The organism is Gammaproteobacteria bacterium, assembly GCA_013697705.1.
GTDB lineage: Bacteria > Pseudomonadota > Gammaproteobacteria > UBA6002 > UBA6002 > UBA6002.
Genome location: JACCWJ010000025.1, coordinates 100,074 through 125,418, shown reverse-complemented (window position 1 = coordinate 125,418; position 25,345 = coordinate 100,074). Strand labels below are relative to the sequence as shown.

Genomic DNA, 25,345 nt, shown 5'->3' with positions numbered 1-25,345 from the left:
TGCTTTATTTATCATTCTAAGTAATTCTCAAAAAAATGGTTGTTAAATACATTAGTTGGATCGTAACGGTGCTTATTATTTTTTATTTCTTTATATTTTGGATACCCTTTTTCAAATTGTTCTTTTGATGCAAAAGATTGATATGGTAAATAATAATTTCCATCTAATGAAAAGGCGGCATGGATTAAATTCCTTGTCCATGATCGGGTTTGTTCAATCTCATTTGAAGACAATTTTTGGTTAAAATATAAAACAACAGCAAAGCAATTATTTTTTGCATAGTTTAATAATATATTATTTTCTGCTGGGATATATCGAATAGTAGCATTAAGCAAGTTAATATTATTTGTTGAGATTATGTTTCGTAGTTTTGCAATAAATTGCGGAAGTTTATCAACAGGAATAAAATACTCCTGTAACCAATCAGCATCAAATTTATTATGATAATCAGATGCGAATCTAACTGGTTTTTCCATAGCATTATTTCGGGTAACAAGTCGATTCTGATAGAATTTGCTGAAAATTTTCTTTTCCATATTCCAGCGAGATCTTTTGCTAAATTTGTTATGTCTTGAAATATTAAAAAGAGGAGTTAGAATGATATTCCATTTATCTGGATTGTCTAAGGTGTTAACTTTATTGGGCAATTTATATGTATTTTTATAAGTAATTACATACATGTTCATTAAGAAATTTGAGCCAGGTGAAATATTAAGATGTGCGTAAAATAATACCGTGTTTTGATTATCAAAGATTTTTTTGCGAAAATAAGCAGGAAAATCATCTGGATCAGTTTCTTCATAATGACTAATAAGCATGTCATTATCTGTCAATTGCAATGTCACATCAGAGATCACACCAAATAATCCATATCCGCCTATCACTGATGACCATAAACTTGGATTTGAGGTTCGCGTCACCAATAGCTTTTTACCATTCGCAAGTATTATGTGAAATCTTACTATAGTATTTTCGACAGCCCCAGCTCGAAAATCATCGCCATGTGCATTGACACTCATTGAGCCACCAACAGTAAAAATATTAGGTGACTGCATAGATTTAATAGCCAAATTGTATTGATTGATGCTTTTTTGTAACTTACTCCATGTTATTCCACTTTGCACCGTAACTTGTTTTTTCTTAATGTCGATGTTTAAAACTTTATTGAAGGGTAGCATATCAAGTTCAATTGCTTTGTATGCAAGTGATTGTCCACCTTGACTGTGTTGTTTCCCCATGAGAGCGATTGGAATATGTTCAGAATTTGCATTCTGAATTGCCTTTAGAATATCTGCTTCAGATCGAACATGAACAATCCGAGATACATAGGTAGGACTCACTTGTCCATTATCATTCAAAGTAATAGCAAATGATGAACGGCTAAAACATAGAATGATTATTTGAATCATTACACATTGGTGAAAATTTTTTGTCATTGCTTATCAGCCAAACACTGTCTTGAGAATATTTTTCGGGCTCATGAACTACCTATTATGATAGTTGAAATGATTTGTCGTATCGTTGAGTCATGAGAATACCTCTTTTGATCGTGTAAGTTTATCAAAAAATTTGGTGTCCGATAGAGTAGGGTCAGATCATATTTAAGTGAATCATAATTTTTATTCATTTGAATATCGCAGAATTTGCCGATACTAAACGGGCAACTGCCTCAGCTTTATGTTCAGGTGCTAGATGAGCATAGCGCAAGGTCATTTGAATATCGGAATGACCTAATAGCTCTCTTACTGTATTAAGATCAACACTTGCCATTACAAGCCTACTAGCAAAATGGTGACGCAAATCATGCCATCGAAAATTTTCAATGTTTGCTTTCTTTAATATCCCGCACCAGGCTTTTTTTATGCTGTAGAAAGATGTTTCTTTATGACTTGGGAACACAAAATGTTGGCTACCGGTTTGATTCCGCCAGCTTTCTAAAACATAAATTGCTTCTTTGTTTAAGGGGATGTGACGAGTTTTTCCATTTTTTGCAACTTCACCAGTTACTGTCGAGGTAGAAGATCTGAAATCAATATCGTCCCAAGTAAGAGCGAATAATTCGCCTCGACGCAACCCTGTATTCATTGAAAGTAAGACCATGGGTTTGAGATGATCAACAAATATTAAATTGTCGAGACTTGGTAGCAAATCATAGTTTCTTTGTCTTCTCCAATTATTAGCGGTTTTTCGTTTTTCTCTAAAAATCTGTTCGCGTGAATCAAGTGCTATTCTAAGCCTTTCTTCCTCGTCATCTGTTAAATAGCTAATTTTGGTATTAAGATCTAATCTAGATAATTTTAAATTTTTGAGTGGATGATTTTGAACGAGCCCCCATTCCATAGCCTTTGATAAGCTGGCTTTAAGAGCAATAATGTCTCTATTTATTGTTGAAGGCTTAATTCCTTGGTTTACTCTTTCCGTTTGCCATTTTTCAACAAGTAATGTTGATATCTCCTCAATTTTTTTGTTTTGGAATGCTTTAAAAAAACAACTTTTAATTCTAGCTAGTGTAGCAGCGCCATCTTTTCTATGCGTAATCACCCATGGACCATATTCATTTTCGATAAAGGTTTTGAAGATAGTAATTGAAGGAGTTTTTTTAGCCTGCTTAGGATCGATGCCTTTGATAGCGTCGGCACGCATATCTTTTGCTTTGTCTCTGGCTTGCATGGGAGTTAAGACGCCAACTTTACCAATGGTCATCCGTTTACCCCTAGCATATTCACACATGAACACTAGTTTTCCGGAAACATTTACTCTTATCAAAAATCCAGTTAACTTATCATCTCGGACATCATAAGGTTTATTGCTTGGCTTTAATTTTGATATTAGGGAGTTGTTAATGGTTGCTAGCATGATTTAATAACCTCAAAAGTGAAGTGCAAATGAAGTGCAAGTTGAGTGTGCAGCAGTGTAATTCAGTGACCAAGCTAAAACAAGTGCATGATGGATAATTAACTGTTTTAAAATGATTTTTTGTTTATCGGTGTTCGTGGGTGTTTACTAAGAAATAGTCCCCGATCGCTTTCGGGAAGCAGGGGCCGGAGGTTCAAATCCTCTCTCCCCGACAATAAATTATGACTTACAGATTTTTATAATGGGGCACATCCTTGCCCCAAGTGCGATAAATCAATTTTTATCTATCGCCTTCAATATATTTGCTTACCAAGTCATTGGTTTCTTTGAGGACTCTAACGAGTTGCAGATAAAGTTCTTCGAACGACTCAGAGTCATCCGCTGAATGATAGTGTTCAAAATAGTGACAAGCGTAGTACATTTTGACCGTGCCGCAATAAAGCGCCGCAGCCTTTAGTTTATGCGCTAATTTCTTTAGCGTTTCCCGATCACTCCCTTTGTGAGCAATTTCAAGATTAATTAACTCTTCCGGGATTGTTTCTTTTACTAAAATAGTTAAGAGTTCCCTAAAGATTTTTTTGTCACCACTGGCCTTTTCAATACCGTCTTGTTTATCTAATAAAGGGAATTGCTCTAGTTTAAAAAGCGCGTCTTCTACCTCAGGTAAATCTAATTTCGAAGCATGAACAATTTCTGGCTTATGGTTAATATTAGATGGCTCAAACTGTTTTGGAAAAAGACGTAAGATATCCTTGATTTTTAGATCATTAAGAGGCTTCTCTAAAACAAGATTCATTCCTACATCCAAGGATTCATTTTTGATTTGACTCGATGCGTGAGCGCTTAAACCGATAATCGGCAAGGGAGATCTGCCCGATTTTTTCTCCCAATATCTAATTAATAAAGTGAATTCGTTGCCATCAATTTTAGGCAATCCAATATCAGTGATAATAAGATCGAACATTTGGGATTTTGCTGCATTAATAGCTTCTTCCCCATCTATAACAGGTATCACTAAAAAACCAGCTGCCTCTAAAAAATATTGAGAGGTTCGCCTTGCAATATTGTCATCTTCAATGAGCAATACCTTAAATGGATTTGTTTTTTTAACGGCAGGGGGAAATGCAATACTATCCAGAGCGGCAGTCATGGGACTACCAATAGTTATCCTGGGGAGATTAACGATGGCGTCGGGTGATTTATTTACATCTTCGTTTTTACCTATTTTGACCGGCAAAGTTACTCTAAAGGTGGAACCCTTGCCAAGTTCACTGTTAACTTGTATGTTTCCGCCTAATAATGTCACAAATCTCTTTACGATAAACAAGCCTATACCATAACCCACATACTTATTTTCATAAGAGGGTGTCACTTTATAAAAACGCTCAAAAATATGCTCCACTTTATCTTCAGAGATACCTATTCCACTATCACTTATAACAAATTCAATAACAGCATTTTCTTTATTATTAGAAACTAATCCAACATCAAGTTTCACATAACCTTGATCGGTAAATTTTAAAGCATTACTCACTAAGTTAAGGAGAATTCGATCGATTTTAATACGATCACTTACAATGTATTCAGGCAAATGAGGATCGGTGTTAAGTTCAAATGTGACATCTTTCATTTCAATATTAGAAGAAAATAACTCGCACACATGTTTTAGACGTTCTGCCAGGTTAAAAGTTTCACATTGTAGATTGTCTTCTCGAATTTCATCTGCAGAAATAATACCCAGGATATCATTTAATAAAAAAAGAAGACGCTCACTAGACCCGTGAATAACCTGGCCATAATCACGATCTTTTTTAGTGTCGCCTTCATTTTCTAACATGGCAGCAATTCCAATGACCCCACTGATCGGAGTTCTAATATCATGACTCATATTTGCAATGAACGCTGATTTTGCCTGATTTGCTGCTTCTGCAAGCTCCTTAGCTTCTTTGAGCATTTTTTCCTGCTCTTTGCGATCAGTTATATCCATTGAAATACCAATAACACCCGCTATTTCATTTGATCCATCATATAGAGGAGCTTTGATTGTTAAGAAAGTATTTTCTGTCCCTGTAGTATTTAACACTGCTGACTCTTCAAACACTTGGGTCTTTTTTGTTTCCATTACTTCTAGATCGTTCGCTCTAATTTGATAAGCTTGATCTCTCCAAGGAAGGTCATGGTCAGTTTTCCCAATAATCTCTGACTGATTAAATCCAGCTATTTTTGCATGATTTAGATTATCGCCTAGAAGTCTTCCTTCTTTATCTTTCCAATACACATTTGCTGGAAAGTGGCTAATAATGTGTCCTAAATAACTTTTTGTATCATCGGTACTTTTCTTGAATTCAATAAGTTGTTGTTGTAACTTAGATTCAATTTTTATCTGTTGAGTGATATCTTCTTCGATAATTAGACTACCTGACTCATTGAATGAACTAAATACAGGTAATACTTTTACGCTAATGTACGTGGGGTTTGTCTCGTTGTGATTAATCTCTCTTATATAAGAAATTTCCTTTTTTGTCCTTAAAGCCTCTTGGATAGTAGATACCAATTTCTCTGCAACTTCTTTAGGCAACACCTCTAAAATAGATTTACCTTTAATATCTTTGCGCTTCGGCACTATTTTGCATTCATATTTCTTATTGCAAAATTGATACATACCTTGCTTGTCTAAATAGCAAATTGCATACGGTAAAGTGTCGAATAGATCCTTTAACAAAGAAGTTTGATTTTTCTTCATCCCTAGTGCCTTAAGAATTTTTTAAAGTCTCGAATTTGTTACTCCTAGCAGCTATTATTATTATCACTAACAGGTCTTTGCGAAAAATCATTTCTCTGGTTCAGCATAGTATTTTGCTGTCTATCTGGCGCATTCCAAAAAGATGAACTCTTTGGAGAGCTTGGCAGTAGGTTAAGTATTTTTATGGTTTTTGAAATTTCTGTTGCTAACTCTTCTGCGTATTCACCATTTAGCATTGTGTCATGGTCCCCATTTACCTGTCGCACCTGTACGTTTTTAGAAAATTCACGCCAATAATTCATAGGATCAACCATGTCTATAATGGAATTCGAGTCTCTTGCTTTGAATAATAATATAGGTGTAGTTATGACTTGAGAGGGTTTATAAGAAAAACCTTGTTCTTGACGGGTCTTAAAAATATCCATAACAAACTGTTCTACTTGATCTTTATAATTGTTGTAATATTGATTAATTACCTTCTGCTTCAAGTTGTTTTTTGTTGCAGGTGCAAGTTGAGAGACTACCCATGTATCAAGTAGCATCAGTGATCTAACATGAATTTTAGTGTTTTTATTCAAATTATTTTGTAAAGCCATTTCAGCTGCAACCATACCGCCAAAGGACCAACCACTAAGAATTATTTGATTCCAATCGGGCTTGAGTTGTTTAATCAGTTGCAAATAGCTGGTCGCTATCTGCGGAATACTAGCCCACAAGATTTCCCTACCCATCAGACTTGCATCTTCAATAACATAACAAGGTTGATCTTTATCAAGCTTCACCATTAATTCTTTATAGCAGTGTGTCGTGCCCCCAGCAGGATGGATAAAGATAATAGGGAATTTTTTAGAATCTCCTGCTTGTATTTCAACTAAACAATCCTTATTACTGTTTGCAACAGTTGACACTTGTGACTCCCGTCTTTTTTCATCTATAAGTGTGGCGATTTGTTGTATATTACTCATCCCCCAAATAGTTGAAGCAGAGAGCTGTACACCGAAATTTTCTTTAATTTTGTGCGTTAATTGCATTAAATTAATTGAATTAAAGCCAATGTTAGAAAGTTCATTAGTGAAGTCTATTGTCACATCTCGGGAAAGGCCCATAGCGTCTATAATAAAATTCATGAGAAGTTTTTCAGTTTCAGTATTAGGTTTATATTTGATATTTATAGCATCAATATCTAATTTTAATTTAGCCATCTCTACTCTATCAATTTTCCCATTCAGGGTAATAGGAAGTTCTCTTTTTTGAATTAAGGCTGTGGGAAGCATATAATAGGGTAGTCCCTGTTTAAGAAAATCACCCAATTCGATTGAGTTAAGTTCTAGATCAGGGTCAGAAGGTACAAAGTAAGCAATTAATTTTTTCTGTGTAGATGATTCGCCTGTTTGTACCACAACGATTGCTTGCTTAATCGCAGGGTAGGCCAGCAACCTTTGCTCAATTTCACCAATGTCGACACGGTAGCCTCTTAATTTAACTTGATTATCCACACGGCCAATATAACTTATAGTACCACCAGGCTGCCATTGAACTAGATCTCCAGTGTGATAAAGACGCTTCTTAACATTTGAGATACTAATTTCTTTAAATTTACTGTTAGTTAATTCTTGCTGATTGAGATAACCGCGTGCTAAACCTAAACCTCCTACATAAAGGAATCCAGGAACTCCTATAGGAACGGGTTGCTGTTGGGCATCAAGGACGTAAACCTCTGTTGCTTGAACAGGAGTTCCGATTGGAATTACTTCATTTTGATTAAAATCATTTATTTCATAAGTAGTAGAGAAAGTAGTATTTTCGGTAGGACCATAGCAATTTAACACATGTTTGGGTCGTCCCTCTGAACAATTCAATATCGCAGCGACTGCTTTTGGATTTAATGTATCACCGCCGGTTAATAAATAAGTTAAGTTTTTGAAAATAGCAGGTTTAAGAAAAGCGAATTCTTCGAATAACGCAGAGGTGATGAATAGAATTGTAATTTCATTTTGAGTTAAGAATTGTGAAAACCCGTCTAAATTTAATAATATATCTGGATCGGGATAGATCAGTGTTGCCCCATTTAATAATCCTCCCCACAACTCAAATGTTGCTGCATCAAAAGAAGGGTTAGAAAATTGAGCAATTTTATCTTTAGAACTGAATTCTATATAACCCGGTTCTATCACTAAACGAGCAATACTTTGGTGTTCGACTAATACGCCCTTAGGACGCCCAGTTGATCCTGATGTATACATAATGTAAGCAAGTTGAGTAGGTTTTGGACTGCAAGTAACCTCCAGGGTAGGCATGTCTGGTAGAGCGATGTGGTCAACAATGATCTTTTCGATTTCATTTTGTTGGAAAACATCAAGGCCAGTGAGCTTTTCAGTCAGTAAAACTGCCTTTGATTTCGTGTCCTCAAGTATAAAACTAATACGAGCAAAAGGATCTTTGGGATTAATGGGCACATAAACACAACCCGCCTTTAGAATGGCTAAAATTGCGATTGCTTCATCCGCACCTCTTGGAAGGCAAATAGCAATGCGATCTTCGCTGGCTAAGGTTAATTTTTGTTTTAGATAAGAACAGAGTTGGGTCGATCTTCTATCTAACTCGCCATAGCTCACTTTTTTATCTCTCGAAACAATAGCAATTCGATCAGGATTTTGACCTACTTGAGATTGAAAAGTAGAAAGAATATCATCAAAATTTTGAATTTTATCGTTGCTACGATTCCAGTGATGAAGTATTTGCTCACTTTCACTCGCCGATAGCAAAGAATGATTAAGGATGGGTTTATTTGGATCCGCGATCACGTTAGAAACGAATGTCTGAAAGTGCATAATAAATTGGTGAATTACTTCTTCTGTGAATAAGGCTTCATCATATTCAATAAGCCCTCCCAATTGATTGCCTTCTTTGCCCATATACATAGCAAGTGGGCCCAGACGAGTTTCTGAGGCCGTGTCGTACAAAATTGAATTGTTATCAGCAAATATCCGACTACTTTCTATATTTGGTAAGTCAAGGGATGCGACATCATAATTTTGAAAAACAAAACTTATTGGTAATTCACTTTCAGGATTTTCCAGAGATGAAAGTTGATCTATAAATGGATAGTCTTGATGCTCCAAACTATCCAAAATTACTCGCTGAGTTTCTGTTACCGATTGAAAGAAATTATTTTCCGGCTTTATGCGAGTATTAAGCATAATAAGGTTAACGAAAAAACCAATCATTTGATTAGTGTCGGGATGCTGACGCCCCGACGTAGGAGTAAGTATCAATGTATCCAATTGGCCGGTGTATTTTGACAACAGCGCACTGAAAAGCGCTACTAATACATGATAAAGAGTAGCTTGGGATTGGGTTGCTATTTGTTCAATATTTTTCGTCATTGTTTCTTCAAACGAAAAACTTATACGTCTGCTTTTTTGTGAAGGGGTTGTTTTCTTCATAATGGGCAAATTCGAATTCGACTTCCCAGCTAATTGATTTTGCCAATAAGTCTGATGACTTTGCATCACCTCTGAAGGTTCGGATTGTTGCCACTGCACATAGTCATTATATTGATAGTTATTTTCATCAATGAAATTTTCTTTTCTACAAAAAGCGGAATAATATTTCGCTATGCATCTCATTAATAAGTTTAAGGAAACAGCGTCATGGATGATATGCGGCACACAAATGGAAAGAATATATCGATCTTCCGTATGATATATTTGAGCTCGCAATAGAAGATCCCGTTCTAAATTAAATGGTTTATCAATGAAGTGTTGTACCTTTTCTTCTAACTCAGGTTGGGTAAGGTTGTTGCCTTCTTGAATATCCAACTGAAAATCTGAGATTTTTTTAAGATCAACATGCTGAGTAGCATGGTGCAGATCACCTTGGAAAGTGGTACAGAAAATAGTTTCTTTTTGCAGTAAAGACCGAAATGCGGCTTGTAAGGATTCTAGATTCAAATCCCCTTTTAATTGATAGTTGATCGATATATTATATTTAGAACTATCGGGATGTTGGTTATAAAAACTCCAAAGTCGTTGTTGTTCGCGAGAAAGAGGCGCCGGATCGTTATTATTGTTTCTGGGTAAGATAGGAATATTTTTTCTATTTGAAATTTTTCCATAAATAATTTTAGCAAGCTCATTTACGGTACAGTTGGGGTTTAAAATATCAGTATAAGACAAGTGAATATTCAGGCCCTTATAAACCTGAGAAGCAAAATGTACTGCTAAGGTAGAGTCAAAGCCTAATTGAATTAACGAAAGGTCACCATCAACAGTACACCCAAGATAACCAATTAATTTTTGGATGTATTCTATAGTACTTTCAATAGAATTTAATAGGGGGAGAGGAGCAGGAGCAGGTGTTTCATTTGCAGCTTGATAATGAATGGTGCTCGCCACTATTTGTTTAACAAAGTCATTTTGATTAATGATTGTCTCGTTAACTGTAATGCTCTCTTGTGGTTGAGATTCTTCTGCCTTTTCCCAACGTGGACTTGCTGTTGCAGCAACTTCGATAGGTATTGAGTGAATGGTTTCATTCCCTTCACTTTTCTCTAGTTTAAAACCAATTTCTGTTAGAAATTTGGAAGCAGGGGCATTTTTCTGTGTAGCTTTAAATAATATATAAACTTGTTTTTGGTTGGAGGTGACCAGAATTTTGCTGAACTCTTTCAACATTTCATGTTCAACCCCTTTCCCCAAAGCGCGACAACTAATAACAAACGCTTCAACAAGCAAAAAGCCATTACTATAATGATACAGCATCAAGCCTACCAACCCATAATTGTCATAGGTATCATTTACATCGACGACCAGGCATTTATAGCCTTGAGTATTAATTAAATTTCGCAAGCGTACTTCAGTACATTCCTCAGGAGACCATTTGTTGAAATTGAATTGATTTGAGCGTTGCATCAACTCAGTCACACGTGGATAATCTGATTCTTCAATTGAGCGAATATTCGTTTGCAGCTTGAGTTGATTTAAATATTCATCAAATGTTGTTGCTTTCTGTTTTAAAGTATTCCGCATTGCATTATTTTGATAGTGCTTAGTGCGAGTATCATTAATACCATTGAAATGCTTACCAAAACCTTCTAATCCCCAAACAGAATGAATAAAAGTAGATATCAGCTCATCTTGTTTAGGAATTTGAAGGCATAGCACTTCTGGACATCCAATTTGAACTTCCCCAATCTGAGCAGGGTCATCATCAAAAAAAATAAAACTATCAAGCGCCAAATTTAATGAACGCGACAGAGCTGTGACATTTTTGGATTTTTCTTCCCAATTAATACGCCAATCTGCTATATGGTTTCTTTGTAATATCATGTCGCTTCTTTGATCAAAAACTGCCCACACATCGTCTTCAACATTTCTACTACATAAACATAACAAAAATCCTTGTTCGAATTTTTCTACTAGAAATTTCTGGAAAATTTTTCTTTGTTCATCAATAACAATCCCTTGCACACCATCATCGCCTACTTTTCCTTTCCACAAAGTGTCATCACAATCTAAAACAATGACTTTTTTAGGGCTGGTACTTAAAGAGTAATACATTCTGGCTATCATTATTCCGAGTACATTAAAATACTCAACGGTATAAGGCAAATGTGCTTCTTTTTCGCCGTATTCATTGTGAGGGTCAGGTATAGGGTAATAGGATTGGATATCCCTATCTCTTATTACATAAGCCATACGTTTTTCAATTATATTTTCTAGAAAAGCCTCTTCGATCGCTTGCCATTTTGAAACAGTTTGCTGCGCACAGGAACAGAGTATTAAAGGTGCTTCAGTAGTTGAATTATATTGGGTAATTTGCTTCGTTAAGTTATCTAAATTTTTCTGAAAAGCCTCAATTCCATCGTTCGAATTACAAAGGTCTCCAAAACGAAATAGCAAAACATTAATTCCGCGTTTATTATTGTGGAACTGGCTGCTTGGATTCAATAATTGTTCAGTGAAATCCTGATACGTGACGACTGCATCAGCATCTGAAAATTCTTTCAACAAATGCGTTAATGGAGCAATAACGCTATTAGCAGAAAAAGTAGATGAAATTATCAAGGTAGGTTTCACGACCTTACCAAAAGTGTAAGTACGAACGAAATCGTTTCCGCTCTCTAGTGCTTTAATAATATCCATACGAAGTTGATTCACTAAAAATTCAATATCCACTGTCGTGGTGATATGATTTTTTAGATCCACGGTAATTGTTATGGGGGCTGCTTGAGTTACAACTTGGGAGGAAAGTTTCATGAAAAACCTCTGAACTTTTGTAGGTTGATAGTTACACTCTTGTTGACTTTTAATCTTAGCTCTAAAACGAAACCTGTTGCCCTAGAAGATCATAATATCAATTGGGCACTGCATCCGTTGGGTAAGAAGTTTAAGCGATATACCTTTCCATGGTCCATCAAGGCATTTGGTTATTAAAAATACATTTATCCATTTTGGGATCTGAATTCATATCTTCTAACTTAGGAAACGAGCAATTTGCATCCTTGATTTCGCTAGGACTTGAGGCGCCCTTACTTTTTTTTGCATGCATTGTACTCATGGCTGAACAAATATACATAATTCTTTTAAATAAGTAATTAATATAATTCTAATCTTTAAAGATGCTTGAAGCCATTTTGTCCCATCAGAGCGCTAAAGATGAATGGGATTATCCACATTTTGTTTATTTTTTGATAAAACACGCACATCTTTTAAGCTCTGATTTTTTTGCTTGACTTTCCACAAATCATACTGCATTTGCTGAACCAACCAACTTTCTGGTGAGGTATTAAAGGCTTTGCCTAGCCGCAGAGCCATCTCCGGGCTGATCCCTGCATGGCCATTTAATAATGCCGATAATGTTTTGCGCGCTACACCTAAATTATGCGCCGCTTGTGTAACCGTTAGGCCCAGCGGTTTTAACCAGACTTCTCGTATAAATTTGCCTGGATGTGATGGGTTATGCATAATGGATGCCTCCTATAAAATAATCTAGGTAATCAATGCCTAAGCATTTGTGCCATCGAACTTTAGATGGCTGCCTCACATCAGAGCTATTGCCCGTTAGACAAGTTTGGCAAGAATCCTTATACATAAGAAACTATAACGCGTAACGTTTAGGGTTACAAGTAACACTTTGGTTAAGAAGACTATCGGTAGCGCAGGGTTTATATGCGCTGAGCCTTATTCTTAATCACAGCACTCGATTACGCCCAGCATGTTTTGCTTTATACAACGCTTCATCCGCTCGCTCAATCAGCTCGAGTGTAGTTTTATGAGGGGGTGCCGTCGCTATCCCTCCACTGAAAGTAACTAGGAATTGTTGCTTTTCTATCCCCCGTTGCAGCTCTATAAATTTTTCTTTTAAATTTTCACATATCTTTAGCGCATCTTCATAGGGGGTGCCCGGAAGTACCAAGGCGAATTCCTCCCCGCCATAACGACCGATGATATCAGTTCTGCGTAAACGCTGCTGTAATGTCAAAGACAACGTCTTTAACACCCGATCTCCCACTAAATGACCGTAGGTATCATTTATCTGTTTGAAATGATCGATATCAAGCATGACAAAACTGCAAATTTGTTTTTGTCTTTGAGCTCGCAATAACTCCATTTCTAACTGTTTCAATATATTAGTATGATTAAAGAGCCCCGTTAAACTATCTTTTAACATCAACGTTCGCAGGACGCGATAACGTTCTGCTCTATTTCTAACTGACCAAATCAAATACTCTGGCACCACAGGTTTGGTAATAAAATCATCGCCTCCTAAACTCATTGCTTCTAGCTGTTTGGTTTTATCATCCTCAGAAGACAAGAAAACAATTGGTATGCTGGCATACGATGGTTGATGACGTAGAACAGCAGCTAACTCTAAACCGGATATTCCCGGCATATAGAGATCCATAAGAATGAGTTCTGGTTTAAACGCAATTAATGACTCATTAATATTAAGAGGGTCTGTGATCACCGAGGAAATCATTCCAGCCTCTTGCAAAATCGTGGCGAAATATTCTGCAATACCTAATGCATCCTCTACGATCAAGATTCTATAAGGATTAATAATTGGATCCAAAATTTGGTTAAGCTTATCTACTACCTGGTTAATTTCGAGTGGTTTTGTAAGAAAAAAACGACTACCCATACGCGCCGCTTCTAAATGATCTTGCAAACTATTTTCTTCTGAAATAACAATAATAGGGATGCCGAGAAGTTTGTTAGAAAACTGTACGACCTCAGTTTTTTCAGCTTCAGTCAATGTGCTGACATCAACAATAATCGTGGCAGGCTTGTTTTGATGTAAAGCTTTTTGCAAAGTGCTAGTATCGGGAAATAGACTCACTACATAATCGAAATGACGAAGATGATTTAATTGTTGAGTAAGATTTTTATCTCTTCCTAAAAAATAAACCAAACGATTTTCAAGCAAGTTATTTTCAGTAAACTTTAAAAAAAGATCTGACTGGACTTTTAACGGTGTAAGATCAACTGCGCATTGTTTTAATTTTTCTATTATTTCCTCAATTTCAGCAATTTTTTTGTGATTGGGGACTTTATCGAAATATTCTTTAATCACTGAAACGAGAGTTCGCGCAGTATCACTTATCTGTTGATAGCCGTAAGTTCCCGCAGTGCCAGTAAGTGTATGCGCTAAACGGTGCAGCTGATCCCAACTTTCAGGATCCCAGTGCTGTTTTACTTGCTGCCATAATGTATCAATCTCAGCAATTTTATGCGGCAGATTTCTTGCATAATCGGCAAATAATTGCTGTAATTTTGCTCTCGCATCTTTAGCCACGGTGTTTTTTCCAGCATTCTTTTAAGTCACTCGCAAGCTTCATCGGATCAAAAGGCTTTATAATGACATCAAGGACACCCATCTTACGATATTCCATAATTTCATTATTTTGAGCTTTGGCTGTCATAAAAATTGCCGGCGTGGTAGCAAGCGCGGGTTTGCTCCTCAACGCTTGCAGAGTTGCAGGGCCGTCCATGCCGGGCATCATCACATCCAACAGCAATAGATCTGGGGAAAACGCTTCGGCCTCTTCTATTGCTTCTTGACCAGAACTGCAAATTTTTACCGTGAATTTTCCAAGATCTTCAAGAGCGACTTGCGCAATGGTGCGAATATCTTCTTCATCTTCAACATAAAGAATTTTTTTAAGTTCCTTCATTTTCCTCTCCCAGCTTATTGATAGCTTCTTTTATGACAGTAAGCAATTCTTTGTCCGTAATGCGCGACTTTATTAGCGCGGCACTAACATAGCGCACATAATCTCTCGGCAATTCAAAAGCAGTAAAAACAATTACAGGAATGTGCAGGCTGCATAACTGAGGCAATAATTCAATACCTGAACCATCAGGCAATATTAAATCCAGCAATACTAGATCAAATTTTTGTTGCGATAATAAACTTTGCGCTTCATGCAGGTTATGTGCTGATTCAAGAGTAGCATCTTCTTGCAACATATTAGCGACAATTTTCAATAAGTCTTGATCATCTTCAATATGTAAAATCGAGGGTTTTGCCCCAATTAATTTCTTTTTTATTTGTTTAATGGCATTTATTAGTTGGGTTTCATCAAAAGTATTATTTACCCAATTGATAATACTAAAAGCATGACCATTTAACAGGTCCTCTTTAGCACCCACTTTTCCTGATATCAGGATAATGGGGAGTTCCGAATATCGAGGGTCTTTACGTAATTCTTGCATCCAAGGGATGCCGTCGCCATCTGGCAGCACTAAATCAAGCGTCATGGCATGATAATGTTTCGTCTTTAATAATTGTTTTGCCTGAACAATGGTAACAGCGACATCCACCTCAAAATTATTTTTCGTTAGAATCTTGGTTAGCAATTGAATAATATCTTTATCATCTTCACAGAGTAATATTGCAGGGCTCTTTTTTTCAGCACTCGAAATGACTATTTCGTGCCAGATAGGGAGTTGAAAATAAAAGATAGAGCCCTCATTCTCTCGCGTGGTGAAACTCAGTTTACCCCCCAGCTTTTCAATGATAGTTTTGCTAATACTCAAACCTAAACCCGTGCCGCCTTTATGGCGAATAGCTGAAGAGTCTGCTTGTGCAAATTTTTGAAAAATAAGCGTCTGAAATTCTTCAGAAATTCCCTTGCCTTTGTCTTCTACACAAACTTTTACCCATTTATCAATCACCATTACTCGAACAGTAACTACGCCTCCGACAGGAGAAAATTTCACGGCGTTAGAAATCAAGTTAGTCATAACTTGTTCTAGTCGGTCACCATCAACGTTAATGGTAACATCGGGTATTTCTCCTTCTAATTGAATTTTAATATTGAATTTTTGGCCGAAGGCTTGATTTGCTAAAATAGCATTTTCAACTACAGTGGCAATTGGCAGCGGATGAAGGTCAAATTCCATTTTTCCGGCTTCTATTTTTTCGATGTCTAAAATATCATTTATTAATCGTATGAGACGTTGGCAATTATTATAAGCGATCTCTAACATGTCCTTTGTTTTTTTATTAAGCTCACCCGTTGCACCACCAATAGCGAGGCCCAATGAACCACGTATCGAAGTCAAAGGCGTTCTCAATTCGTGACTTACCGTTGATACAAATTCATTTTTTAATTTTTCCACTCGAATACGATCAGTAATATTGTGAATGACTATAACAGAGCCCAACTTTTCTCCCTGCGCATCAATAATAGGTTGGCTGTTCATCACTATATTATCTCTATCACTACTGTCTAATCCCATCGTTAATTCCACTGCACTGACCTTCTCTCCCTGCAAAGCTCGAATGAAGGGACTAGCTTCTTGCGAATTCTCAATTGCATCATCTTTAGAAGGATGGAAATAATCGGACAAATTTTTAAATAATTCTTGAGACAATTTTAATTTTTTTTGTAATGTGCGATTTACCATCGTAATTTTGCCGTTAGCATCGGTAGCGATAATTCCATCTTCCAGATTATCAAGCATGGCATTTAGAAAATTTCTTTCATTTTGTATGGTATCTACTGTTGATTGTCGATATGTTGAAAGCAGTAATGCGATCGTAATAATCACGGCCGTGATACCTGCAACATAGAATGCTAACAGAGAAGGTTCTATGCTTTTACCCTGCGACGCATGTGCCAGCGGCGTGAAAATTGCAGCGGCCATACCCGTATAATGCATGCCACAAATCGCAGCGCCCATTATCAGAGCGCTTACTATTTTTAATTGTATTTGACGTAAGGGGCCTAAATTGGTTTGCAAAGAAAGCCAAAGCGCTGCTTCCGACGCCAGTATTGCAATCAAAATTGAAAGCAAAAATAATCCGGGTAAATAACGAATATTCACATGTTGAGTCATTCCTTCCATGCCCATGTAATGCATAGTGACTATACCTAAGCCCAAAAAGACCCCGCCCACCACCATGGATGAAACTCTACGGTCTTTTTTGCGCAACAAAAATAATGCAAAGGCTGAGGCTAATATAGCCACCATTAAGGATGACATTGTCCATGTGATTTCATATTGCATGGGCATAGGCATACTAAAAGCGAGCATGCCAATAAAATGCATAGACCAAATACCTGCCCCCATGGCAAAAGCGCCGCCTAACAACCAGAGAAATTTGACACGAGCCACTTTTTCGGACCGAATTCTGGCCGCTAAATCTAATGTCACATACGAAGCAAGCACTGCGATCAAATAAGATAACACCACTAAGCCAATATTATAGCTACCGTGAATTGCATTGGGCGGAATGGGCCCTAGCTGCAACCAATCGAGGTTAAGGACCATAGCTTACTTTACTCCCTTAGCCATCCTTATGTTTTGAAATAGGGGTCCTCCAATGGAAATACCCTCCTTTTAAATGTAGGCTATTTTGAGATTTATTTTAGTTAAAAGGGTAAGGGGGAGGGTAATTTATTAATCTCCGGCCCTTTCGTCTGAGCACCCTAATTTTTCAAGAACAACTACTACCTATCATGATATAATCTCTAAGTTTTATTTACCGGAGGATAAAGGGCTGTGCAAGAAAACAGGGATCTCAAAGAAACCTCTATAGCTCCACGGAATGATCAAACGCCCCATCATCGCTCTCCTCAAAACATAGAAAACACCACTTTCATTCCAGATGTAGCTCTCCCCGATGAAATCGCTCTACAGATTTTGAAGGACCTGACGTTAAAAAATTTGACTCAAGCCACTCAGGTTTCCAAAAAATGGCATCAGTTGACAAGACCTACTCTCTGGCAACACTTTATTAATCGGTATACGAAGGGTGATTTATGGCGATATTTATTTTTAAAACCCGACGAAAGCAGTTACGAAACTTATTTTAATGAAGTCTTTCCAGAATCTAAGGTTTACTTTCCTAAATTTGAACCGGTTTTTTATAAGGTAAGAGATGAAATTTTAGCAGGAAATCACCTCTATGATCCAGAACACTATAAAGAAATTAGGAAAGCTTTCTTTGGAAGCTTTAAACTGAGTGACATTACACAAACGCTGCTCCAGGCTATAGAGATCACTCAAATATTGCCAACGGAAATTCGGCAAGGTTTTGTGGATTCTTATATGGATACTACGAAATCGGATGACATTATTAACAACATCCCAAAAATTTTTCCTATTTTGTATAAGATTAACACCTTGGATAGGCTTTCCACAGATTATGCATTTGTTATGAAATTCCTTACGTCTAGTTTCAGACTTGATCAAATAGGAATTTTTATAGGAACTAGCAAAGATAAAAAGAATGCGTTGCTTACACCCAAAGCAGTCATTACAGCATCAGCTTATAGCGGCTCCGATATAATAGATCAGATTATACAAGAACCTACATTATCCTTTCTTTTAGATAGGTTTACGGAACAGGATTTAGTCCAATGTGCTTCACTGTCAGACACAACAGCTGAATGCATTCTAAAACATCCAACTTTAATTAATAGATTGAGTAATGAAGATATAGCAAAAATTTTTTGTGGTCTATCAAGAGATCCCACTCGTAACTTGCTTTATTTCCTTGTTGAGAATAATCCCTTATTTTTAAGCAGACTCAATGGACAATTTCTCACGCTTTTGACTCAAGCAAAACATGCAGCTTTTTTTATCTTGAATCATCCTGCGTTGCTTCAAAAATTAAATGAAGATGAATGCACTCAAATAATGGCCAAAATTCCTCTTCCCGAAGATGTGGGTGCTACTTTAAGAAATGAAGTCTTTTGGTCATTCAAAGTCAAGAATATGAGCAAATTTCTTTTACATTTCACTTTTTCTGAAGAAGTAATACTGTATGATCTTTCAGCCTCTCTTATTACACCAGAGGATGCATTAGCAGAAGCATTAACATTCACTGGATTAGCACTTGCGAAGGCAATGGCAAAACAACCCATCCTTCTGCAAAAAATGAATAGACAACAATTTTTAGAACTTGCTTTCTTTCACTCTAGCGTTGCATTACTTTTACTTCAAAACAAAACTGTAACTGCTAAATGGGATGATGATATCTTAGGGAAAATAGAAAGAAAGTGGCACCCATTCCCTGAAATTACTGAGATAGAAAAATTAACGGCTCAAATTAGAGCAAAGCTTGGGTCTCCATTAAATCAACCAAAAAATGTTCCTAACAGTAATAGTGCCCTTTTTTTTACCTTAATCAGCACGCCTAGAACGATTCCAGTATCCCCTGCCAGGGAGTCCTACAGAGGTATCTCACCTCAGAGGATCAACCAACCAAAATTTATTCCTAGGAGGAGACGGTTCCATCTACCGGATTGGCCCTGGGGAAGCATAATTTTTGCAACAGTCCTCGGCATTATTGGTGTGGTTTTGCTTGCCTCAGGAATTGGTTCATTATGTGGCGTGGGCTTTATAGTTGCTTCTTTAACTGCAGCAAATGCGTTAAACTTAAGTCTTTCAACTATCGCCGCAATATCTATCTTTTCCGGCCTTAGCAGTAGCCTGGTCAGCGCAACTCTCTTTTCAAGAATTATCAATTTGTTTTCTTCCAAGCCGGAACCCTTTCGCCCAAGGCATGTTCCTCCGGCGATTTTAAATCCCTATCGGTATTTTCCCAAGAATTCTGGGATAGAAAATCACCTAACAATTCCATCAAATCGTCAATTTAAACCTACGGTTTATAAAACCGTAGTTGATAAACCCAATAGAAAAAATCATCAAAACGAAAGTCATAAAAATGAGTTGAGTACTCCTGAAGTAGAAGGTGGGCCTAATTCCTCAATTTAAGTTGGTCATGTTCTTCCTGTTCAAGAGTGAGATTATTATTTTGTGAATTACGGGGAGCTCTATGAAGACCGTGTTGGTTAATCAATGCACTGTTGGGCATCGGATTGTTTTGTGTAGAATCTGTCGGTCCCGCTGCTTGAGAGCTTCTTTCAAGTGATTTTATTCTTTTTCCAAGCACAGAAACTAATTTTTTAATATCACTAATTTCATCAGCTTGTTTATCAATAGTTATTCCCTGATCTTTAACAGTTTCCTCTAGAGCCTTTTTTTCATTGGTTATCATATCATTTCGTTTATTTAAGTAATCAATGGAACCTTTTTGTTGATTTATTAACTGTTCTTGTCTCCCCACCTTTTCTTCAAGATAAATTAACCGCTGGCTTTTAGTCATATAAGTAAATTCAAACGCCTCAATACTATCAATATTGATTTTTTCCTCAGGGTTCCTTAAAAGAAATCGAACGGTTGATGATGGTCTATCGCCTGCAACCCTTACCTCTTGCAACAATTTCAAATAATCCTTCAATGCGAGCGCTTCTTGCTTCGAACCTTTTCGGCAGCCTAATATAATGCTATTGGTTTTTACAGTAATATCATGCTCGGGATCTCGTATACTCAAGTCACACTGAAGAACCCGATTCTCTTTTCGATCATTTTGTATGCTAAACTCAAGTCCCAGCATTAAGTAGAAATCTGTAACGCTGATGTCCTTACCTTGGAATATCAAGGTAGGTGATTTCTGATCTTTATAATAAAGTACACTACCAAAAAATAACCAATCTAAAATTTCTTGTGTTTTTGTATGATAGTCCTCTAAATGATGGGCGCGAGGACCAAAACCTATTTTCCAAAAATCCAAAATCATGTTTGCCGTATATTCGGCGAGCTTTGTTATATCTTCTAAGCTGTCGAACTTGTCAAAAAGATCATAACGATGACAGAACGCTTTTGCTATCCTCAAACACTCTTCGTTACAGTCATCAAAATCTTGGAAGGTATGCAGGATATTTTTCAGCATTTGTTCTTGTGAAATACTTTTTAGAGAGGTCAACTTTTCTGCTAAATGATGAAAAAGAGAATGGATGCCGGGCAATTCAGCCATAAATTCAACAAAATGCAACGACTCTACTAATTCTTTCAAAGATTCATGTATTTTTTCGAGAACACCCAGTATACCGTGTGTTAAATGATGGCTAGCTGCGACGCCAGGTATTAACGCAAGCAGTCCTCCAATGAGATGTAAATTCTTTAATGTCTTAGCGACTTCATTATGAGAGATCTCGAGTAATTGTGTTTCTAAACAATTCACTGTTACCCAGTACATACTTAATTTGCGTTGTAAGGTTGCTGCAAAAATCTGCTCTCTATTGACTTTGTACTGTATGGGAATATCAACAGTTTCTGGAAGGAGATTAAAATTGCGCAGTTGGGCATAAGTCTCATACTGCGCTAACCACTCGAGAGCGGCTTTTGCTTTTAACAAAGCCTCCTCACTTTTCAAAGGTGAATTTAACTCACTGTATTCCTCTTCTAATTCTACGATTGAAGCAAATAATAAATTAAGTGCATCTTGTTCTTTTAAGGGTTGATTAGTATGCATCAAAGAGATTAAATGCTCCTTGGTTTCGTCATCAATTTCTTCAACATCAAAATTTTTGGCGAGGTATTGTCCCAATTCTAATATCGGTTTTATAAAAATATTTTCCTGTGGGATGACTTCTTCCAGAATAGGGACGAGAGCGTCATTTAAGGCGGGGACTAATGTCAAATCGCTTTGTTCATCTACGTAAAGTACTTGTAAACCGTGAGGAACGCGTTCTAGTATGGGCAGAAGTGCTCTTAAACTTGCTCCACTGATTTTAGGATTTTTTCGCAAATCAAGATGACGCAGCGTTTTATTATTTCGGAGCATTGTCCCTAGCGCATATACGTCCTTATCATCTAAATTGCATGCAACTAAGATTAAGCGTTCCAGATGATTATTTCGCTCTAAAGCGTGAGCAAGTATCTGAATAGCAGAAGGTAACAGTGTCCGATTACCGAGGGGGTTTGTCCTTAAATTTAATTCAATTAAATAAGGATTTCTTTCTATAAAAGAAACTAACAGATCACCGCTTGATGAAGTCAACCTGGAGTTACTTAAGTCTATGACTTGCAATTTATTTTTGAAATCATGCATGACTTGGCGAAATTGACTTAACACTGCCCAGCCATTCTGCGTTATTGCCGGATTTTTTTTAATATTCAGTTCGCGTAAAATTCGGTTTTTCTGAAGCATTTCACCTAACGCATAAGCATCATGATCATCTAGTCCACATGCCATTAAAGAGAGGCTTTCTAAATGGTGATTATCTTCCAATGCTTGCGCTAATTGCATCACCGCTGATGAGACTAGTGTGCGACTCCCCAAGCGATTACCACTTAAGTTGAGTTTCTTCAAACTGCTTTGTCGAGATAAAGATATTAAAGTACGGGTACTTGCATGAGTGAGTTGACTAAAGCTTAGATCTATTTCCTGTAAATGTAATTGATACGCTATCGAGTAATAGATCGCTTTAAATAATTTATCATCAAGTTCTGAAGGTGCTAGATCAAGCACAGTTAGTCGCATTTTTTGGATTTGAATCCATACGATGTCGCGATGCTTATTGCGATATTCCACTCGGTTTTTTGCGACATAGCTTAGTAACGTTCTTAAAATAAAAGGAGGAGTTCTTCCAAATGCAAGGTGTAAGCAGTTATGGCCTTGCTTGTTCACTGAAAGAATTAATTTTTTAATGGCTTCTTTGTAGGGCTGAGAAAGCAAAATTTGAATGATTTGGATATGACCATAAATACAGGCTAAATGAAGTGCACTATCCTTATTATCATTCTTTGTGAAGATTAAATTTGAATTAATATTAATCAGCATATCTATCAGTGATGCGTGCCCATATCGCGCTGCTAGTAAAAAAGCAATGCGTCCATCTGGATCCTTGAAAAGATTGTGAGGCCGCAGGAGCTTTACAACATCGCCATGTCCCATAATGGCAGCATAATGTAAGGGCGTAAAACCTTTGGGGTCTCTTATAATCTCAACTTGAGATAAATCCAAGTTAAGAAAAAAGGGTGTATCACCATTAAATGCAGCTTCGTGCAAGGTAGAAGGAAAATGCATGCGGGATTCTTTTGTTTCGCTAAAGGGGTCGTTACCTTTAGATACAAAATCAACTAATGAAAAATATTGAATTACTTTCTTAGGACGAGAAAGACTTATCTTTGCAAGCATAATAAATATCCTTAAAAATTATTAATTGCTGATTTTATAATGTCCGTATCGTTATAAATATGTTGCGTCATCCGCTAAACCGAAACAGCATAATGCTAGGGTAAAAATTTAGCGTGATTGCCGCGGGGGAATCAATACTTACGTTGCAACGCAAATTTTGCTATGGCTTCAAGGCCATTACGGTAAGGAGAATCAGGCAGTATGGATAAACAATCAAGCGCTAAAGCGGTTTGTTGCTCTGCTTTTGCAAACGTATAGTCGAGTGACTGGGCTTCATGAATAGCTTCCATTATAACTGCAAGGTTGGTAAGTCCACCCACACGGATGGATTCTTTTATAATGTTAGATTTAGCGGAAGAAGTATTAGCCATGGCATGGATAAGGGGTAGCGTGGGTTTTCCTTCAGCTAAATCATCGCCTATATTCTTGCCTAAGGCCTCACTCTCTCCCATGTAATCCAATGCATCATCGACTAACTGGAAGGCCATACCTAAATGGTTACCGTAGCGTGCCATTTGAGCTTGATCCAAAGGGGATCGATGACAGATCATCGCAGCTACTTCGGCAGCGGCTTGAAATAATCGGGCGGTTTTATTACAGATTACACTCATATAATGGCTTTCATCGGTATCGGGATCATTCCGACGAATCAGTTGAGCCACTTCCCCCTCAGCGATAGCATTGGTGGTTTGGGCAAGCGTGTCCATCACGGAAATATTTTTTAAGCGGGTTAAAATTTGGAACGTTCGGGAGTATAAAAAATCCCCGACTAAAATACTGGCTGAGTTTCCCCAGATCGTATTAGCTGTCTGTTGGCCACGCCTCAGTGTCGAGTTATCCACTACGTCATCATGTAACAAGGTGGCGGTATGAATGAATTCCACCACCGCAGCAAGTGCTATATGATCTTCACCTTCATAATTGAAGGCTTTAGCAACTAAAAGTACAATCAAAGGCCGCAAGCGTTTGCCGCCACTCATTATTATGTGTTGACTGATACTTTCGATAAGCGGAATATTTGAATAAAGATGATGGGAAATAAGATTATCAACAGCATTGAATTCATTTTTGACAAGTGCCTTAATCTCTTCGATAGAAAGGCAAGGTTGACCAATTTCAGTGGATTGGGAAAGCATTTCAATTGAATCCAAAATTATTTTTTAATCTGTCGATGCTAGGGCCTAGTTTCTAAGCTGTCAAGAAGTAAGGAATGAAACGAACTCGCTCTTTGCTGGGGTTTATTACTCAAAAATGCAGGAAATGGTGGCAAAAAGTTTTAAACTATCCATAACTAGACAAAACGAGTCAGCTAGTTCATAATGCAGCCCCTATGGCTAAGATACTTATATTACATGGACCCAATCTCAATCTACTCGGTAGACGCGAGCCTAACCACTATGGCACAGCAACGTTAGAAGAGATTAATCAACAACTTATACAGCATGGCGACAAATTAGGCCATACTATTATATGTTACCAAAGTAATGCTGAAAACCAGCTTATTGAAAAGATTCATGAAGCGGGAAGCGAGGACGGTTGCCCAGACTTTCTTATATTTAATCCTGCCGCTTTTACGCATACAAGTATCGCTCTTCGAGATGCCCTGCTCGCCGTTGACCTTCCTTTTATTGAAGTACACTTGAGCAATATTTTTCAACGCGAACCCTTCCGGCAACATTCTTTTTTCTCCGATATTGCTGCTGGGGTGATCTCTGGATTGGGAAATTATGGCTACGTTTTAGCCATCGACGCCATTCATAACTATTTATCAGAAAAGGAGCAAAAATAAATCAATGGACATAAGAACCGTAAAAAAATTGATCGAACTGTTGAAAGATTCAAACATCGGCGAAATTGAAGTTAAAGATGAAACAACGTCAATTCGTGTGAGTCGCTATAGTGCCAACCAGCCCCCAATGCAACCTTCAGTACACCACCATGTAGAAGCGCCTCATAGCAATTTTGGCACCGCTTCACATGATAAAAAAGAGCCAGAAGAAATTAAAGGTCACAGCGTAAAGTCACCTATGGTCGGAACGGTGTACTTAGCTCCTACCCCCGGCGCAAAACCTTTTGTTGAAATCGGGTCGCGCGTTGAAGCAGGTGCGGTACTCTGCTTAATTGAAGCCATGAAAATGTTCAATCAAATAGAAGCCGATAAATCGGGTGTCATTAGTGCACGCTTAGTCAATAACAAGCAACCTGTCGAATACGATCAACCTCTATTTATTATCGAAGAGTAAC

Annotated in this window: 13 protein-coding genes; 3 read left to right on the top strand and 10 right to left on the bottom strand. The window is 37.3% G+C overall.

Features of this window, described 5'->3' with window-relative positions:
* Positions 1-11: 11 nt before the first annotated feature.
* From H0U71_05890 to H0U71_05855, 8 genes are all read right to left on the bottom strand, one after another.
* Positions 12-1,436 (bottom strand): FAD-binding oxidoreductase, encoded by a 1,425-nt coding sequence (locus H0U71_05890; GenBank protein ID MBA2654580.1) that lies wholly within the window; start codon positions 1,434-1,436, stop codon positions 12-14.
* 187 nt (positions 1,437-1,623) lie between these two features.
* Positions 1,624-2,856 (bottom strand): tyrosine-type recombinase/integrase, encoded by a 1,233-nt coding sequence (locus H0U71_05885; protein ID MBA2654579.1) that lies wholly within the window; start codon positions 2,854-2,856, stop codon positions 1,624-1,626.
* A gap of 280 nt (positions 2,857-3,136) precedes the next feature.
* Positions 3,137-5,599, bottom strand: coding sequence for a PAS domain-containing protein (locus tag H0U71_05880; protein ID MBA2654578.1), 2,463 nt, complete (start codon positions 5,597-5,599; stop codon positions 3,137-3,139).
* A gap of 44 nt (positions 5,600-5,643) precedes the next feature.
* A complete protein-coding gene (locus H0U71_05875) occupies positions 5,644-11,859 on the bottom strand; it encodes an amino acid adenylation domain-containing protein (GenBank protein MBA2654577.1) in 6,216 nt (2,071 codons plus the stop codon).
* 393 nt (positions 11,860-12,252) lie between these two features.
* The gene (locus H0U71_05870; protein MBA2654576.1) at positions 12,253-12,567 is read right to left on the bottom strand and encodes a HigA family addiction module antidote protein; all 315 of its coding nucleotides are present in this window, start codon (positions 12,565-12,567) and stop codon (positions 12,253-12,255) included.
* A gap of 226 nt (positions 12,568-12,793) precedes the next feature.
* Entirely contained in the window at positions 12,794-14,398 is a 1,605-nt protein-coding gene (locus H0U71_05865; GenBank protein ID MBA2654575.1) for a diguanylate cyclase, read from the bottom strand.
* Positions 14,391-14,777 (bottom strand): response regulator, encoded by a 387-nt coding sequence (locus H0U71_05860; protein MBA2654574.1) that lies wholly within the window; start codon positions 14,775-14,777, stop codon positions 14,391-14,393. Before H0U71_05860 ends, H0U71_05865 begins: the two co-directional genes overlap by 8 nt.
* Positions 14,764-17,382, bottom strand: coding sequence for a response regulator (locus tag H0U71_05855; GenBank protein MBA2654573.1), 2,619 nt, complete (start codon positions 17,380-17,382; stop codon positions 14,764-14,766). The genes H0U71_05860 and H0U71_05855 overlap by 14 nt, the downstream gene beginning before the upstream one ends.
* 231 nt (positions 17,383-17,613) lie before the next feature.
* Here H0U71_05855 and H0U71_05850 point away from each other — a divergent pair, with 231 nt between their 5' ends.
* Positions 17,614-19,833: an F-box protein gene (locus tag H0U71_05850; GenBank protein ID MBA2654572.1), complete on the top strand. Its 2,220-nt coding sequence runs from the start codon at positions 17,614-17,616 to the stop codon at positions 19,831-19,833.
* Here H0U71_05850 and H0U71_05845 read toward each other — a convergent pair.
* Positions 19,817-23,101 (bottom strand): ankyrin repeat domain-containing protein, encoded by a 3,285-nt coding sequence (locus H0U71_05845; GenBank protein ID MBA2654571.1) that lies wholly within the window; start codon positions 23,099-23,101, stop codon positions 19,817-19,819. The genes H0U71_05850 and H0U71_05845 overlap by 17 nt on opposite strands.
* Before the next feature lie 131 nt (positions 23,102-23,232).
* Entirely contained in the window at positions 23,233-24,237 is a 1,005-nt protein-coding gene (locus tag H0U71_05840) for a polyprenyl synthetase family protein (GenBank protein MBA2654570.1), read from the bottom strand.
* Between the two features lie 194 nt (positions 24,238-24,431).
* Here H0U71_05840 and aroQ point away from each other — a divergent pair, with 194 nt between their 5' ends.
* On the top strand, positions 24,432-24,890 hold the full coding sequence (gene aroQ, locus H0U71_05835; protein ID MBA2654569.1) for a type II 3-dehydroquinate dehydratase: 459 nt from the start codon (positions 24,432-24,434) through the stop codon (positions 24,888-24,890).
* A gap of 4 nt (positions 24,891-24,894) precedes the next feature.
* Positions 24,895-25,344 (top strand): acetyl-CoA carboxylase biotin carboxyl carrier protein, encoded by a 450-nt coding sequence (locus H0U71_05830; protein MBA2654568.1) that lies wholly within the window; start codon positions 24,895-24,897, stop codon positions 25,342-25,344.
* Position 25,345: the final 1 nt, after the last annotated feature.

Bases quoted from the DNA above. Each gene is read 5' to 3' on its own strand.
- H0U71_05845 (MBA2654571.1), bottom strand. From the start codon at position 23,101: ATGCTTGCAAAGATAAGTCTTTCTCGTCCTAAGAAAGTAATTCAATAT.
- H0U71_05840 (MBA2654570.1), bottom strand. From the start codon at position 24,237: ATGCTTTCCCAATCCACTGAAATTGGTCAACCTTGCCTTTCTATCGAA.
- H0U71_05855 (MBA2654573.1), bottom strand. From the start codon at position 17,382: ATGGTCCTTAACCTCGATTGGTTGCAGCTAGGGCCCATTCCGCCCAAT.
- H0U71_05875 (MBA2654577.1), bottom strand. From the start codon at position 11,859: ATGAAACTTTCCTCCCAAGTTGTAACTCAAGCAGCCCCCATAACAATT.
- H0U71_05860 (MBA2654574.1), bottom strand. From the start codon at position 14,777: ATGAAGGAACTTAAAAAAATTCTTTATGTTGAAGATGAAGAAGATATT.
- H0U71_05890 (MBA2654580.1), bottom strand. From the start codon at position 1,436: ATGACAAAAAATTTTCACCAATGTGTAATGATTCAAATAATCATTCTA.
- H0U71_05880 (MBA2654578.1), bottom strand. From the start codon at position 5,599: ATGAAGAAAAATCAAACTTCTTTGTTAAAGGATCTATTCGACACTTTA.
- H0U71_05870 (MBA2654576.1), bottom strand. From the start codon at position 12,567: ATGCATAACCCATCACATCCAGGCAAATTTATACGAGAAGTCTGGTTA.
- aroQ (MBA2654569.1), top strand. From the start codon at position 24,432: ATGGCTAAGATACTTATATTACATGGACCCAATCTCAATCTACTCGGT.
- H0U71_05885 (MBA2654579.1), bottom strand. From the start codon at position 2,856: ATGCTAGCAACCATTAACAACTCCCTAATATCAAAATTAAAGCCAAGC.
- H0U71_05830 (MBA2654568.1), top strand. From the start codon at position 24,895: ATGGACATAAGAACCGTAAAAAAATTGATCGAACTGTTGAAAGATTCA.